The sequence below is a fragment of the Paracholeplasma manati genome, assembly GCF_025742995.1.
Taxonomy (GTDB): domain Bacteria; phylum Bacillota_I; class Bacilli_A; order Acholeplasmatales; family UBA5453; genus Paracholeplasma; species Paracholeplasma manati.
The window spans coordinates 178871-195816 of the sequence record NZ_JAOVQM010000003.1 but is presented as its reverse complement, the minus strand read 5'-3'; the positions used below and the strand labels follow the sequence as shown (position 1 = coordinate 195816).

The 16946-nt window shown below is 38.5% G+C and carries 13 protein-coding genes and 1 other RNA gene; 1 reads left to right on the top strand and 13 read right to left on the bottom strand.

From position 1 onward, the window contains the following. Positions 1-37 precede the first annotated feature (37 nt). From N7548_RS05175 to lepA, 7 genes are all read right to left on the bottom strand, one after another. Complete coding sequence (locus N7548_RS05175) at positions 38-919, bottom strand: sugar ABC transporter permease (protein ID WP_263608400.1); 882 nt, start codon at positions 917-919, stop codon at positions 38-40. Continuing rightward, on the bottom strand, positions 916-2322 hold the full coding sequence (locus N7548_RS05170; RefSeq protein ID WP_263608399.1) for a carbohydrate ABC transporter permease: 1407 nt from the start codon (positions 2320-2322) through the stop codon (positions 916-918). The genes N7548_RS05175 and N7548_RS05170 overlap by 4 nt, the downstream gene beginning before the upstream one ends. Positions 2323-2495: 173 nt before the next feature. Then, a complete protein-coding gene (locus N7548_RS05165; RefSeq protein ID WP_263608398.1) occupies positions 2496-3713 on the bottom strand; it encodes an extracellular solute-binding protein in 1218 nt (405 codons plus the stop codon). A 38-nt stretch (positions 3714-3751) separates the two neighbouring features. After that, positions 3752-6055, bottom strand: coding sequence for a glycoside hydrolase family 2 protein (locus N7548_RS05160; RefSeq protein WP_263608397.1), 2304 nt, complete (start codon positions 6053-6055; stop codon positions 3752-3754). A gap of 8 nt (positions 6056-6063) precedes the next feature. Continuing rightward, on the bottom strand, positions 6064-8109 hold the full coding sequence (locus N7548_RS05155) for a glycosyl hydrolase 53 family protein (protein WP_263608396.1): 2046 nt from the start codon (positions 8107-8109) through the stop codon (positions 6064-6066). Further along, on the bottom strand, positions 8106-8927 hold the full coding sequence (locus tag N7548_RS05150) for a helix-turn-helix domain-containing protein (RefSeq protein ID WP_263608395.1): 822 nt from the start codon (positions 8925-8927) through the stop codon (positions 8106-8108). Before N7548_RS05150 ends, N7548_RS05155 begins: the two co-directional genes overlap by 4 nt. Positions 8928-9276: 349 nt before the next feature. After that, on the bottom strand, positions 9277-11100 hold the full coding sequence (lepA, locus tag N7548_RS05145; protein WP_263608394.1) for a translation elongation factor 4: 1824 nt from the start codon (positions 11098-11100) through the stop codon (positions 9277-9279). Positions 11101-11291: 191 nt separating this feature from the next. Between lepA and N7548_RS05140 the strand changes: the two genes are divergently transcribed. Then, a complete protein-coding gene (locus tag N7548_RS05140; protein WP_263608393.1) occupies positions 11292-12218 on the top strand; it encodes a hypothetical protein in 927 nt (308 codons plus the stop codon). Between the two features lie 100 nt (positions 12219-12318). Here the strand turns inward: N7548_RS05140 and rnpB are convergent. The 6 genes from rnpB to N7548_RS05110 all read right to left on the bottom strand — a co-directional run bounded on the left by rnpB (position 12319) and on the right by N7548_RS05110 (position 16945). Then, positions 12319-12649, bottom strand: an RNA gene (rnpB, locus tag N7548_RS05135) — RNase P RNA component class B. A 34-nt stretch (positions 12650-12683) separates the two neighbouring features. Continuing rightward, complete coding sequence (locus N7548_RS05130) at positions 12684-13019, bottom strand: Smr/MutS family protein (RefSeq protein ID WP_263608392.1); 336 nt, start codon at positions 13017-13019, stop codon at positions 12684-12686. A 42-nt stretch (positions 13020-13061) separates the two neighbouring features. After that, a complete protein-coding gene (locus N7548_RS05125) occupies positions 13062-15194 on the bottom strand; it encodes a polyribonucleotide nucleotidyltransferase (protein WP_263608391.1) in 2133 nt (710 codons plus the stop codon). A 116-nt stretch (positions 15195-15310) separates the two neighbouring features. Then, positions 15311-15580: a 30S ribosomal protein S15 gene (gene rpsO / locus N7548_RS05120; protein WP_263608390.1), complete on the bottom strand. Its 270-nt coding sequence runs from the start codon at positions 15578-15580 to the stop codon at positions 15311-15313. Between the two features lie 97 nt (positions 15581-15677). Continuing rightward, complete coding sequence (locus N7548_RS05115) at positions 15678-16001, bottom strand: cyclic-di-AMP receptor (protein ID WP_263608389.1); 324 nt, start codon at positions 15999-16001, stop codon at positions 15678-15680. Between the two features lie 50 nt (positions 16002-16051). Further along, positions 16052-16945, bottom strand: a complete 894-nt coding sequence (locus tag N7548_RS05110; RefSeq protein WP_263608387.1) for a bifunctional riboflavin kinase/FAD synthetase — start codon at positions 16943-16945, stop codon at positions 16052-16054. Between the last annotated feature and the right edge of the window lies 1 nt (position 16946).

Genomic DNA, 16946 nt, shown 5'->3' with positions numbered 1-16946 from the left:
ACTATAGATACAAAGATAAAGCACTGATGTTCAGTGCTTAACCTTTCACAGACCCACCTGTGACACCTTCGACATAAAATTTTTGCATGAAAATGAAGAGCACCGATATAGGAATGGATACGACCACTGCACCTGCAGTGAATAATGAAAAATAATTATTGACCAAATTTCGGTCTAACATGTTATAAAGTCCGATCGCAACTGTGAACTTATTGGTGTCACGAGAAGTCATAATAATATTGGCGAAAACGAAGTCAACCCATGGGGCTAAGAACGCTAATAAGACAGTATAAACAATGATTGGTCTCGACAGTGGTATGATGATTCGCCAAAACACGTCCCATTGTGTAGCACCATCAATCCTTGCAGCTTCATCGAGGGATTTAGGGATGGTGTCAAAAAAACCTTTCGCAACCAAATAACCCAAACCTGAACTGGCAGAATAGACGATGATGAGGGCCAATAAACTGTCTGTTAATCCCAATGATTTTAAGATGAAATAAATGGCAATCATTGAGAGTACACCAGGGAATAATCCCAATATAACACCGATATTCATGAGTGGTTTTCGCATATTGAATCTCAAACGGCTCATCGTATAAGAAACCATTAATACGAACAAACTTGAGATGATGCAGGCGAATACTGCCACAGTTAATGTATTTAAGAACCATCTAGGGAAGTTAGCAACACTATCGGTTTGAAAAAACAATTGATAGAAATTATCCAGTGTCCAATTCATAGGAAAAAATTGTCGAATGTTGACCCCGCGATCAGTATTGAATGCGGAAGCAATCAACCAGAAAATAGGAATTAACCAAAAAAATGATAGCACAGCCAATAAACCATTATGAAGGATGGTTTTTATACGCTTTTTAGATTTAGCAGCACGTTTGATTTGATCGGGTGTTCGGCTCATTGGAAGCGGTCCTCCTTATTGGATTTAATGGTATAGTTAAATGCGAGTAACGTAAATATCGCTGACAATAGGAACATCATAATGCCGATGACTGAGGCCATTTTGTAGTTGTAGTAGTCTTGTGTCAACTTAAATAACCAAGTGACCAACAAGTCGGTATCTGATGCATTCGCATTTGCTAGTAATTGGTTGGATGTGACCCGTGTCGATGTTAAGAGGTAAATGACATTAAAATTATTGAGATTGTGGACAAAATTCGTAATCAAATACGGTGCGGTAACAAACAACATATAAGGCATCGTAATCTTAGCGAATAGTTGGAATTTATTGGCACCATCAATTTCAGCAGACTCATACAAATCCTTTGGTATGTTCATCAATACACCAGTTGTGATGAGCATGACGTATGGGAAACCAATCCAGCAGTTGATTAAAATCAACATCACTTTTGACCATACAGGGTCTGTTAGGAATGGCACGAACTCACGATTCGCACCAATTAATCCGAGTTGACGAATCCAGTCAATCCAGGTGTAGTCAGATAAAAATGGGATGTTTGAACTTAGGAGGGTATTCATGATACCTTGGTCAGCAAAGAAATGTCTAACCAGTAACAATGACACAAACTGAGGTACAGCAATCGTGATGACAAATATGGTTCGCCATAATTTAGGCCATTTGGTATATTTGCTATTGATGAGTAATGCCAGAATGATACCACCAATATAGTTTAAAAAGGTAGCGAAAAATGCCCATGTCAATGTCCAAGTCAGAACTTTTCTAAACGCATAACCAAATGTTACTGTGTTTGAACCTGTGGTTAATAATATTTCAAAGTTTCTAAACCCAACCCAACTGAATAGTTTGGTTGGTGGCATATGCAATTGGTCATAATTGGTGAATGCAACCAAGATCATGAATAACAACGGAATGATTGTGAAGAATACAATACCGGATACTGGCAAAGTCAACAAAGTGATGTGGAAACGATCATCTTTGAGTTGAATTAAATCCTCTTTAAAGGTGTTGATGTGCTGACCTTCAGCTTCACACCATTGTAGTTTTCTTTGTGTATGGATGTTTTTTAAATGGATATACACATAAACGATAATCACGATGATGCTGATGAGGCCATACAATAGAATTTTGAAAGAATGATCGTAATTATTGACTTCATTTCGTCTCGTTATTGGGTTATATACGGATTCAAATTGAATGGTACCCAAGGTATTGTATCGTGATAAATTTGGGATACCTGTAAAGATCATAAACAAAATAAACCCGATTTGAATGATTGAAAATAAAATGCCTTTAATAATCTGATGTCTTCTAAAAAAACCTATACTCAAGAACAGTAAGGATAGTTTTACATAAATATCACCGGTTTTAAAGTCATGACTCAAAGATTGCCATCCTTGATGTATTTTAGAGCCAAAACGTTTTATATTTAACCAAAAGCGATTAAGTTTTTTTAGAAGAGACCGATTCATGTTTTGAATGATGTGCATAGTTGACCTCGTGTAAAGGGTGAAGGAATGCACCTAAGTGCATTCCTATTCCATAGTGTTTATAACGATTATCCAATCGGTTGTGCCACAATACCTTGAACCATGATATCGAGTGCATCTTGGATGTTGCCTTGAAGGGTTAATTCGGCGTTAACGATCATATTTCCGAAAGTTTCGGTTGGTGACCAATAATTACCACCGACATTTTGAACGGTTGCGAAGGCACCTTGTTGAGCTAATGCGGAAATGGCTGGAGAAGCTTTCACTTCAGTAGAATTTGCAGCATTGACATTAGAAGGCCCAAGTCCACGTTCTTGGAAACGTAAGATTTGATTGTCTTCATTGGTGAACCATTCAGCTAATTTCATTGCCCAATAAGGTTGTAATGTAAGGGCGTTAACACCCATTAATTTATAACCTGCAAATGAACTCATTTGTACTTGTTGACCATCAAGTGTGTAAGTAGGTAATTTGGTAGCTGCGTAGTTTGCACCCCATTTATTTTGTGCTTCAGTGGCATTCCATACCCCATTAACACCTGCAGAAACGGAGCCATCCTTGATACCAGAAACGAATCCAGCATCATTTAAGTTGATGTATCCAGGGTGAGAAGCCATGCGAATGATGGATTCAGTGACTTTAACACCAGTCGCGTTATTCCAATTGGCACTATTTACAGTACCGTTATAGGTTAGTTGTAACCCAGCACCTGCAAAGAATGAATACAAATACCAACCATTGTTGATTTGCATGGTAAATTTAGAACCATCACTTTGTGCTTTGGCTAAAATACCATCCAAAGTTTTAACGTCATTTTCTGTATAAACAGATTTGTCATAAAATAGGAAATAACCATTATCAGCAGTCATTGGATAAGCATAAAGTTTACCATTTTTGGTTGCTGCTTTAATGGCACCGGCTTCTGCACCACCATTGGCAGCGATGATTGCAGCGGTGTTTTCTTGTACTTCTTGAAGCGCGCCAGCAACATAGAGTTCATTGATTTGATCATCTGCGAATGCGAATACGTCTGCAGCAGCTTCAATGTCAGTCAATACTTGGTCTTTTGCAGTAGCTTCAGAAACTGCACCTAAAGTAATGGTAAAGATGGCTTCATCTTTATACGCTTCTTTAAAACTTTCGATCATGGTTTGCATCAATGTTTGGTCTAATTCAGATGCCCATACTGTCAATGAAACCTCTTCTAATTCTTCTTCCTTGGGTTGACATGCAGCTAATCCGAAGATGGATATCAACACCAACATGAGTGAAAATACTTTTTTCATTTTTCTCCTTTTTCTCCTCTATATTTACTAAACTAGGTTTAGTTTGAGCCTTTTTTTACAATGATTTCTAAGGGTATTTGACGATTGCGATGTTGAATCATCAGATTGCCAACACCAATGGCTTTGCTTCTAATCCAAACAGCACGTTGTCCACCAATCAATGCGACATTGGATTCACCGATGACTTCGATAACGTCATTGGTTGTGATCGATATCACATCAAAAGCGTAAGCCTTTAAATTACCTCGATCATCTACCGCTTCTATATCAATCTTACAAACATCATAAGTATCGAAAACTTCAATCACTGGTTCATGAACATGAATTTGTAGTTGATAGTTGCGATAAGGACCTAGGACCTTTTGGATGGTTTGACCTTCATAATGTCCGATGATGGTGTAAGTGAATGATTCTGAACCCCAGTTAGCCACATACTTTCCATACATCTGCCAAGCCAATTGGATATCGCTGGCGTCATATGTGTCTAAAGAAGTCAGCTTGTCCAAACCACCCCTTTTTGCAATATCAGCCCCAATGGCTTTCAAAGTTTTAATTTTATCTTCAGTTAGTCCTAAAGATGCATAGGCATCTCCATAAAAATCATCGATGATGATGGGTGGATGCTTTAAATGTGGATAATGCTTGGTGTCTGGATAAAATGAACCTAATAAACGATTGTTTTGGTACACTTCGATGTAGCTCGCATTGGTTGCTACAACTAAATGATCGATGTATCCGGCGTCATAGTCGCCAATATCGGTACTATTTAGAACAGCTAAGTGTGGTTTTTCTTGTTGAGATAGATAAATATGTGCGGCTGGTTTTGGCAATCTAAACGCGTCATAAACCCCATGATAACAGATGTGATCACCGCTACCGAACTGTTCATGGGTGTTATAATCGATGAACTGCCAGCCAAATCCCCCCGTCACACGTGGGTTCCCCATGTGCGCATCCAATATGTGTGCATACCGTAACGCATGTTCGACTTTTCGAGTTGGGGTATCAAAGGTTTTGGTTGGAAACATGTGACCATTGAATTCTGTGATCAGATAGGGTTTTTGATCAATCGTCACATCTTTAATAGCCTTCATGTAATCATTGGTGCCATTGTGAAAGAAATCATTATAGGTGTAAACATCCTCTAGTGGATTGGAAAAGCTGAAACAGCGTACACCACCAGTTTGTCTACCATCTAGTGATTTGGCTAAAGCATTCGTAGACGCATATAAATTATCAAAGTCACCAGATTCATTAACTCTAACCCCCCAAAGAATGATCGATGGGTGATGTTGTTGTTCTAAAATCATTTCTTTGACCTGTGTGATGTATGACTGTTGCCATGAAGCATCACCAACATACTGCCAACCTGGGGCTTCTGTAAAGACCAATAAACCTAAAGCGTCACAGGCATCAAGAAAATGCTTGCTTTGAGGGTAATGCGATGTTCGAACTGCGTTACCTAAAGATTTCAACAATCTCGCATCTTCGATTTGTCCATTTCGCGGCATCGCATAGCCGACATAAGGGTATATTTGATGTCGATTTAATCCGACAATTTTAATTTTCTTTCCATTCAAATAAAAACCGTCTGTTCTAAATTCACTGTGCTTGAATCCGGTTTTAAAGACATAACAATCCGCGTCATCTAGCACAACCTTGATATCGTATAAAACGGGATGATCGATATCCCACAAGGTAATATTTGGTGTGATGACAATATCGTCTTTTAGGTTGTATACACCTTCATATACGACGTTACCATGTTCAGCCAGTTGGATTCGAACCCGTGTGCCACCTTCGGTTTGAATTTGAAAGTGCAGTGTGGGTTTAATGGTATCTTTTTGTAATGCAATATGGACATGTTTGATGTGATTTATTGGGGTTTCAACCCAATAAACTTCTCTATAAATACCACCATAAGTTAAATAATCAATCGTTTTACCAAAGGGTGGGATATTCAAAGTTTCTCTAGAATCTACAACGACCACGAGGGTATTTTCACCCGATTGAACATAAGGGGTTACTTCAAATTCAAACGCGGTATAGCCGCCATCATGTCTACCAACAAAATGATCATTCAAATAGACATCTGCTCGATGTAAAACACCTTCAAATCGGATGAAATGTTTTTTGGATATGGCATGCTCGATCAAAACTTTTTTACGATATACACTTTCAAACTGATAAACCGATTCAGTATAATTGTTATAACCTAAAGTGGCGTTAGAATGGGGAATATCTACTAAGGATAAATGGCTATCATCGATATTCATTTTGATTATTTCATCGGTTTTATGACCGAAACGCCACCCATCATTGATGGGGATGATTGTTCTCATTTAAACACCTACATTGATTTGAGGGCGAAATCATCGAAATGTGCCCATGCAGTGGCTGCGCCAGTGCCTTTTAGACCGATTTGAACGGTGATTGATTCGGTGATTGTAAAGGTTAATTCATTTTTTTGCCATTCACTCCAAGAACCACCATAAACAAAGGACTGTTCGAACAGTATAGTTGAACCATTACCAACATAAAGCGATACACTCGGTGTATTGACTTCTCCGTTCATCGCACTTCTGCCATAAACGACCAATATATAAGTACCTGGTGACAATGTAACAGTTTGATAAACTGTGAAGTCATAAGCGGCAGAGGCCCAGATATTTAAGTTGTTGTGTCCATTGTTATCGGATGTACGTGGATTTTTACTTTCGATTTTTACAGCACCATTGATATTTTGTGTGACTTGCCAACCATTGACTAAGGAAAAATCTTTGACGTCAGCCGTGACTTTTCCACCTTCTTCGAAACTGCCATTAACCAAGTAATTTTCATAAGCTTCGACTGTACATACGACTTGTAGGATTTGGTTGCCTTGGGTCACTGTGCCGTGAACGGTATAATTTCCTGCACCTTGAATGGCATCTAGTTCTGCTCTATTCCATGTGATTGGAACCAAGGTTCGTCTATCTAATGAGGTATAAGCGAGGGTATGTGATGGTAGTGTTTCATTGGCACGAATATTGATGACTACCGATAACTCTGTTTCAAGTGTTTCAATGCGTTCATCGTTAAATGTCGATGTTTTCATGAGATTGAACACATTTAAACTAGGTAATACTTTACCGGAAAAACTGAATAAGGCTTGATTTGCCCAAGAAGCTTTGCCAATCGATGAGACATCATCGCCTTGTGCATTCAGATATTCAATGGCACCACTACTAGCCCAGCCTGCACCAGCCACTGCTAACCAAGCAGGTTCCCAGTAAAATGAACCGATACCAGATTCTATCGAAGCAATCGCAGCGTTAACGTCGCGAATGTAGCTCGCTTGACCTTGCATAGAGGTTTTGTAGCCACCTTCAGATTCCATTTCAGAGGAATAAATATTGGCTGAAAATTCATTGCTATAATCGGTATAGCCATAAGAATATTCCATGACAGCGATTTTTTGAGTATAGCGCGCATCAAGCGCTTCTAAAGTTTGTTGGAATTGCGCTAAAGTACCATGCCAAAAGGAATAGTAGGATAAGCCTATGATGTCAAACTCGACGTTATTTTCAATCATTTTATCGAAAAAGTAGGTCAATCGTTGCTCCGAAGCCCCCTCTGCCAAGTGAATGACTGTTTGGATGGATGGACTAATTTCCTTAACCGCTTTGATACCCGCATTTAAGAACATCGCCAATCGACGGTAACCACGGGTCGCGATGTTTCCATTTGGATACACCATCCCGTTATTGATTTCATTACCGATTTGTACCATATGGGGTCTAACACCCGCTTTTTCAAAGGATTTCAAAGTTGATTTTGTATACTCATATATCGCATCAACCACTTGTTCATCGGTATAACCTGTCCAAGCTCTTGGCATGCTTTGTTTCGATGGATCTGCCCAGAAATCACTGTAGTGAAAGTCTAGCGCAATTCTCATACCAACGCGTGCAGCCTTTTTCGCAATCTCAATACCAACTTCAGTGGTATTATTGCCACCACCGAAACCTAAACCATTTGAATTGGTAGGGTTATGCCATAAACGGATACGTACATAATTCACACCGTAAGATTTTAAGATTTCAAACACATCTTGTTCTTCACCATTGGCGTTGTAGAATACACCGCCTTTATCCAAAACATCGATGATGGATGACATGTCAACACCAATGATAAAATCATCCGATAATTCGACGGGTAGCACCTGGATTTGATCGGCAGTCTCATCGTTGTAAATCACTTTTAAGTCTGCGATGGATTCATTGTTTCGTTTATCGCCGATGGTTGGGGTGAAACTGATGGGTTTATCGATATAATCCACATACACTTTGGATTGACATGCAGTCGCTAGGATGACAAATCCCAACGATAGAATTAATAATAACTGTTTTTTCATGATTCCTCCGATAATTGATTATTCTTTTGATATAAGGTTGGTGAAACCTTTTTAATTCTTTTAAATTCTGCAGAAAAGTGTAATGCGTTATCATAACCGACCTTGGATGCGATTTCTTTAACCGACATTTGTGAGTTGATTAAATACTGACTTGCTTTTTGCATCCGATGATTGGTTAAATATTCTTTTGGAGTAATCCCCAGTTGTTCTTTGAAAATATTGGCTAGATAATTTGGACTCAACGATAATGCACTGGCGATATCGGTGATTTTAATTTTAAACTGAAAATTGTTCTCCATAAATTGTTTTGCCATACGGATATGTGTTTCTTTTGAACTCAGTAAGATATCTTTTTTACGATTACTGATGAGCATACGATATAAAATGCTGATGAATACAGACAAGGATTCAATGGTTAAATACTTTGAATGGTTGTATTTATCTGCTAAATCATTGAATAGTGCCTTTAATTCGAGCGATTTACTATCATGGTAAATCGGTTGGTCAATGGATAAACCGATGCGGTTGAGATAATCATCCGATCTTGATCCATTAAAACCGATCCAAACATAGATCCAAGGGTCGTTCGGATCAGGGTAATATTGTGCAGTACAACCAGGTGGAACATAAAACAAATCGCCCTTTTTTAAAAAATACTTTTTGGCATTTAAGATAAATACACCTGATCCATAAAGGACATAATGAAAAATATGATATGGTTTGATATCCATCAAAATGCGTTTATCGGGTTGACATTTTTCCCTGCCACATTCAAATAAAGACAATTCAGTAAAATTAGCCACGAGTAGGCTGTCCATCGAGTTCATAAAGCCACCTTCACTTTCATTATAATAGAAAAACGCTTTCATCTGGAATGATTATAACATGAATCTTAAATTCTTATATATAGATTAAAATTGTCTATTAATAGTTTTTTACATTGCGTAGAAATTTGTATATATTGAAAAATCTATTATTAGGCTATTTATCGCGTAATTTAGATATTATAAAGGTATTTGAAATAGATGTAGCCACATGAAAAAATGATTTTTTAATATCTTTTAAAGTTAAAATATCTGTGTTCATTCCAAAATAGATACGTAGATTTACGTATATATCTATAATTAAGAAATGACATAAAATAAAAAAAACATCCATTTAAGGATGTTATTCTTCTGAGTTCGATAAGATGGCGAGGAAAGCTTCTTGGGGGACGTCTACCGAACCGACCGCTTTCATCTTCTTCTTACCTTCTTTTTGTTTCTCTAATAATTTACGTTTACGTGAGATGTCGCCACCATAACATTTAGCTAATACGTCTTTACGCATGGCTTTGATGGTTTCTCTAGCAATGATTTTATTACCAACAGCTGCTTGAACTGGAATTTCAAACATTTGTCGTGGGATGAGTTCTTTAAGTTTTTCCGTGATTACTTTTCCGCGTTGATATGCAAAATCACGATGAACAATTAAGGATAAAGCATCGACGATTTCACCATTTAATAGAATATCCATCTTTTGAAGTCTGGATTCTTTGTATTCACCAATTTCATAATCAAATGAAGCATAGCCTCTGGTTGAAGATTTGAGTTTATCAAAGAAATCATACACAATTTCGGATAATGGCAGTTCGTAATGGATGACAACACGTGTTTTGTCCAAATAATTCATATCGACGAATAAACCACGTTTTCGTTGTGCTAAGTCCATGACTGCACCGACATAATCCGAAGGGCACATGATGGTTGCAGTAACGTAAGGTTCTTCAATCGATTCAATTTCTTGTGGGGTAGGTAATTTAGAAGGGTTATCAATGACTAATTGGTCACCATTGGTTAAGTTGACATGATATATAACCGAAGGTGCTGTAGCGATCAATTCAATCCCAAATTCACGGTCTAAACGTTCTTGAACAACTTCCATATGAAGTAAACCTAAGAAACCAGTTCTAAAACCAAAGCCTAAAGCTTGTGACGTTTCAGGTTCAAAAGCCAAAGATGCGTCATTAAGCGCTAATTTATCTAAAGCGTCTTTCAATTCATTGAATTTTGATGAATCAATCGGATACAATCCGCAGAATACCACAGGGTTGAGTTTACGGTACCCTGGAAGTGCCTGTTTAGCACGGTTGTTCTTTAATGTAATCGTGTCACCCACGCGTACGTGTGAGATGGTTTTGATGGCTGCAGTTAAGTAACCAACGTCACCTGCCGCGAGGAAATCACGTTTTTCTTCCCTTGGGGCGTGTACACCGACTTCGATGACTTCATAGGTAGCACCATTACTCATCATTTCGATGATATCGCCCTTTTTGACGATACCATTTTTAATACGAATATATGGAATGACACCACGATACGCATCAAAGATGGAGTCAAATATCAATGCTTGAAGTGGTTCATCGATGGATCCTTGTGGGGCTGGAACATGCGCGACCACTTGTTCCATGATGTCGCGGATACCAATACCAGATTTTGCAGATGCAAGTACAGCATGATCAGCGGGAATACCGATGACATCCTCAATTTCATTTCTGACTTTTTCAGGGTCAGCACTTGGTAAGTCAATCTTATTGATGACAGGTAAAATTTCAAGGTTGTTTTGTAAGGCCAAATGCACATTGGCTAAGGTTTGTGCCTGGATGCCTTGAGCTGCATCCACGACTAAAATCGCGCCTTCACAGGCGGCGAGTGAGCGGGAGACTTCATACGTAAAGTCGACATGCCCCGGGGTATCGATTAAATGGAACGTGTATAGTTCACCATCCAAAGCGCGGTATTTGATTTCTACGGCAGTTAATTTGATGGTAATGCCACGTTCTCTTTCAAGATCCATACCATCTAGAATTTGTTCTTTCATTTCACGTTGAGTCAACGTTTGTGTTTGTTCCAATATTCTATCGGCTAAGGTCGATTTACCATGGTCAATATGCGCGATAATCGAAAAATTTCGGATTCGTTTTTGTCTTTCTAATATATCATGTTTATTCAAAGGTTGCACATCACTTTCTAACGTTAAAATTTTATCATTTTACCGCTTTATAAGCAAGATATTTCAATCTAGCCATGCTTAAATAGAAATAAAACGTTTTCAAAGAAGTCATCTTTATTTGGGATTGCATTTTAGTTGACAACAAGATATAATGATATCGTAATAAATCAATTCATAGGAGGAATTTAATAATGAAAAAGATTTTGGTATTACTACTTGTCGTAGTAGCCGCTTTTGGCTTGTCTGCTTGCCAAGAAAAAGAATTCAAAGTTGACGGCGAATTCTTAGCTTACAGCCTAGAAGTTAGCTCCAACAAACCACAAGTAACATTCGTAACTGTTACCGTTGAAAAAGGTAAAATCGTAGGTTACAACATTGATGTTCGTCAAGGTACAAGAACTCAAAACACAGAAACACAAGCTTATTCATGGGCATGGAACGCTAAGACTAAAAAAGAACTTGGTGATGACTATGGTATGGCTAAAGTTGAAGGCCAATTAGAATGGTACGAACAAGCTGCTTTAATCGAAGCATACTTATTAGAAAATGGTGTTGATTCATTAGATTCTACCCCAATCGGCGAAGCTTTCGCAGTTGACGGTATGGCTGGTGTTACCATCAAGAATGCTTACACTGAAGTTGCAAAAGCTGCAGTTGAAAATGCAAAAGCTGGTTTATTCACTTCTATTTACTGCTCTGGTACTGACTTCTACTTCGCAACCATGAACGTAGACGCAAAAGGCAAAGTTTCTAACTTATTAATCGATGTTAGACAAGCTACTAAAGATGCAACTGCTGGTACATTCGTTTGGAAAGATCAAACTAAACAAGAATTAGGTGCAGCTTATGGCATGAAGGGTACTGGTGCTAAGAATACTTATGCTAACGGTGCTTGGACAGCTTCTACTACTGAAAAGACTACACTTGAATGGAACGAACAAATCCAATTAATCTTAGACTATGTTGCAGCAAACGGTTGGGATGGTTCTGTTGATCCTCTAGCTGATCGTTCTGGTGCTATCAATGGTACAATGGTTGACTCTCTTGCTGGTGTTACCATCAAGACTTCTGGTTACTTCCACTTATTAGACGATATTTTCGAATACGCTGGTAAATAATCCAACAAACAAATTGATGCAATCCCAATGGGTTGCATCTTTTTTTTACGTTTAAAATAAAAAAAAAACAGCCGAGGAGCTGTTTTTTATTGTTGTCAACTTGCATAAGCCATGTTCTGTTCTCTTTCGAGTGTAATCATTTATCTCTATGATAAGCCCAAAGCTACATTCATTTATGCGCTTCGAGTGCCCCTACCAAAATTTGGGTTACTAGCTTGTGGGGTTTACCGCGTTTCATTCCATCGTTTCCAATGGACTCGTTTCTGTGGCACATTACAGTATTTGCATGGTTTCCTTTAGCAAATTTAACCGCCATTACACTTGCGTGTATCCTAAGTTATTGTTTCCTTAGGCACAATCACTACAATCATCTCAGACTGTGCTAGCATGGACTTTCCTAACCGACGAATCGGCTCGATTACCTTCAATTGACGAGGTATATTCTATAGTAAATCCAATCAAATGTCAAGGCTTTATAAATACATAGGTGATGCCATCATTGCCTCTTCGATAATCTGAATCACTCATGATCAAAGGTTTATATTTTTGAATGGTATCGGCGTAGCCCATGAACGAAACCAAGGCTTCACCAGGGATAAAATCGCGTATTTGATTGGTCTCTTTTAAGGATTCTAATACTTCATGGACCATGTGTTTGATTTTACCACCAACCCCAGATGAACCGTACCCATGAATGATTTTAATCACTTTTTCAGATCGATGCATTTTGATGCCATTCAGTAATAATGTTTTCGCAACCTCAACGGTAGGCATACTGGTTTTAATATCGACTTTGATCATAAGTTCTCCTAACAAAAAAGATGCCGAAGCATCTTCTTTAAATTATTGTTCTAAAGCGTCTTTTCTAGATAGGTCAATACGGCCTTTGTCATCGATGCCGATGCATTTAACGAGGATGACATCACCAACAGACACAATGGATTCTACTTTTTCTACGCGTTCTTTCGCCAATTTGGAGATGTGGACTAAACCTTCAGTACCTTTCCATAATTCGACGAAGCAACCGAATTTTTCAATTCTGACGACTGTACCTTCATACACTTTGCCGATTTCAGCTTGTCGTGTTAGGTTTTCAATCATCGCTTTGGCTTTCTTAATCCATACCATATCAGAATGCATCAAGAATACGCGACCATCTTGTTCGATGTCAATCTTCACTTGGTTGCAATCTTCAATGATTTGGCTGATGATCTTACCACCGGCACCAATCACATCACGAATCTTATCAGGGTTGATCTTCATCATAACGACTTTAGGTGCGTATGGAGATAAGTCTTCTCTAACCGCAGGAATGGTCGATAACATGTGGTTTAAGATTTCTAAGCGGCCTTCTTTTGCTTGAGCAAGTGCTTCTCTTAAAATATCTTCGGTTAAACCATCAATCTTGATGTCCATTTGAAGTGCTGTAATACCGTCTTTAGTACCAGCCACTTTAAAGTCCATATCGCCGAAATGGTCTTCCAACCCTTGAATATCGGATAAAATGGTATAAGCGTCACCTTTTTTGATCAAGCCCATAGCAATCCCTGCAACTGGGGCTTTTAGAGGCACACCTGCAGCCATTAAGCTCATGGTACCTGCACAAATGGATGCTTGTGAGGTAGAACCGTTGGATTCAAGAATTTCTGAAACCACACGAATGGTATATGGGAATTCTTCTTCATTTGGTAATACTTGGAGAATGGCTCTTTCACCCAATGCACCGTGACCAATTTCACGACGACCTGGAGAACCATAACGGCCAGTTTCACCTACGGAGAATTGTGGGAAGTTATAATGTAACATAAAACGTTTGGAATCTTCGGGGGAAAGACCATCAATGATTTGGTTTTCGCCTAAGGAACCTAAGGTTGTAATCGATAATGCTTGTGTTTGACCACGGGTAAATAATGCAGAACCGTGAACACGTGGCAATAAGTCAACACGGCTGGATAATGGACGAATTTCGTTCACCTTACGGCCGTCTGGTCTGACTTTATCTTCGGTAATGAGACGTCTAACTTCATCGATTTCGATGTTTTCTAACGTCATTTTAACGGATTTCATATAAGTATCTTTCGCTTCAGCATCAAATACTTTAACGCCTTCAACTTCTTTAAAGAATGCTTTTTGTCCGAATTTCTCAACGGTTTCTTCCACGATTAAGTCAATGGCATGTTGTCTTTCGTGTTTTCCTTTGACGGATACGGCTTTAATTAAACGTTCTTCAGCGAATGCTTTAACGGCTTTTTCAATTGCTTGATCCACAACGAACATATCGAAAGCGGCTTTTTCTTGACCCAATTCTTTTTGGATTTGTTCTTGGAATTCGACGATTTTCTTGATTTCTGCGTGACCGAACATCAAAGCAGCTAACATGTCTTCTTCAGTGACTTGTTTAGCACCAGCTTCAACCATGTTGATGGCTTCTTTGGTACCAGCAACGGTTAAGTCGATATCGCTTTGTTCCATCTCAGCGACGGTAGGGTTAATGATGAGTTTACCATTGACTCTACCAACGATGACACCAGCGACACCCATTTTAAATGGAATGTTTGAAAGCATCAAGGTGAGAGATGAACCGATTAAAGCGGTCATTTCAGGGGTTGCGTCATGGTCAGATGACATGACGGTATTGATGATTTGTACTTCATTTCTGTAACCATCTGGGAATAATGGACGGATTGGTCTGTCAATTAAACGAGAGGTTAAGGTTTCATGTTCGGAAGGTCTACCTTCACGTCTTAAGAAACCGCCAGGAATTTTGCCTGCTGCGTATAGTTTTTCTTGGTACAATACGGTTAACGGGAAGAAATCTTGGGTGGATGCTGAGTCTTTTGCGACTGCAACTGATAATACGGCTGAATCTCCATAATAAAGCATGGCTGCTGCATTGGCTTGTTTCGCTAATTCGCCGATTTCAACTCTTAGCGTACGGCCGCCAATGACCGTTTCATAAATGCGTTTTTCACTCATAATATAAAAATCTCCTTCATTTTATATTTTCTTCTATTTTATATATGTATGCCTTAATCATTATACACCAAATAAAGCCCTTTTACTAGTAAAAAAAAGATTGCTTTCGCAATCTTTTAGCCACGTAGATTGAGTTTTTCAATCAAAGCAGTGTAAGCTTCCAAATTAGACTTCTTTAGGTAAGCTAAGAATCTCTTACGTAAGCCAATCTTTTGGAATAAGCCGCGTTTAGAATGGAAATCGTGTGTATGAACAGCTAAGTGTGCGTTCAATTGGTTGATTTCTTCTGTTAGGACTGCGATTTGAACAGCTGCAGATCCTGTGTCCTTATCATTGATTTGGAATTCTTTGATAAGTGCTTGCTTTCTTTCTTTTGAAATTGCCATGTTTATATCCTTTCTCGTGAATCTAAAGATTAGGAGGCACCCATAATCCTTGATTACGCCATAACCATTTTAACACAAATTGAACAAATTGCAAGACTTAAATCTTAATAAATTGTTCAACGTTTAATACGAACACTGTCGCACCGCCAACCTTAACTTCTACTGGTAGGCTAGAGAACATACCAAATTCACTGATGATCGAATTTGGCACGAGTTTTGCACGTGTTTTAGAGTGTTCTTCGATGATTTCTAGAATTCTTGGTACTTTTTCATCATTGGTACCAATCAAAAAGGTTGTATTTCCTGTTAATAGGAAACCACCGGTAGTTGCGAGTTTTGTTACAAAATAGTTTTCTTTAACTAAACCTTTGGAAACTTTATTTGAATCATCATTTGAGATAATCGCTAATACGAGTTTCATGATATACACCACCTTATGTCTATTTTAACATACGCGAAGAAAGTTATCAATCATTTGGATGAAAGACGTTTGACATCTTCGATATCTTTTTGGAGTTGTTCAATCAAGGCTTCTTTGGACTTGAATTGCTTTTCAGGTCTTAAATATAATCGGAAAAAAATCTCCAATTTTTTGCCATAAATCATTTCATTAAAATCCAATATGTAAACTTCTACCCTTTTCTTAACACTGTAATTGATGGTTGGGTTGTAGCCAATATTAAGTGCGCCTGGATACATGTGTCCCTGATAAAGTACATCCACATAGTATACCCCATTTGGTGGCAACACATAGGTTTCTAAGTCTAGATTAGCGGTAGGCATACCCAGGGTTCGACCGACTTTGTCGCCATGAATGACAACACCTTCGATGCTATAAGGACGGCCAAGCAAGAGTTCAGCCCTAGACAATTCACCAGAGTAAAGTAAATCTTTGATGTATGTGGTTGAGATGCGGGTATCTTGATGTGTCACATTTTCAACGATGATGACTTCAAAATGTTGCTTTAAGTCTTCCACATGACCAGAAGCATGTGAACCAAAGCGAAAATCGATGCCAAGCACCAATCGCTTAACGTTCAAGGATTTTAGCCGTTCAATGAATGATTCTTTCGATGTGGATGCCATTTGCATATCGAAATTAGCGATGAATAAGTGATCAACCCCCATCGATTCAATGAGTTTGATTTTTTTCTCTTGGCTCATTAAAATCACATGGTCTTTCATTCCCCTTAAGACTTTCATTGGGTGTGGAAAGAATGTCATCACAGCACTTTCGGTATCTGGGTATAAAGTTTTTTTGATCAATGCTTGATGACCGAGGTGTAATCCATCGAAATTGCCGATGGTCAGTGTTAATGGTTGGTCATTTTTAAAAGCATGGAAATCATTGATTTGTAAATCCATG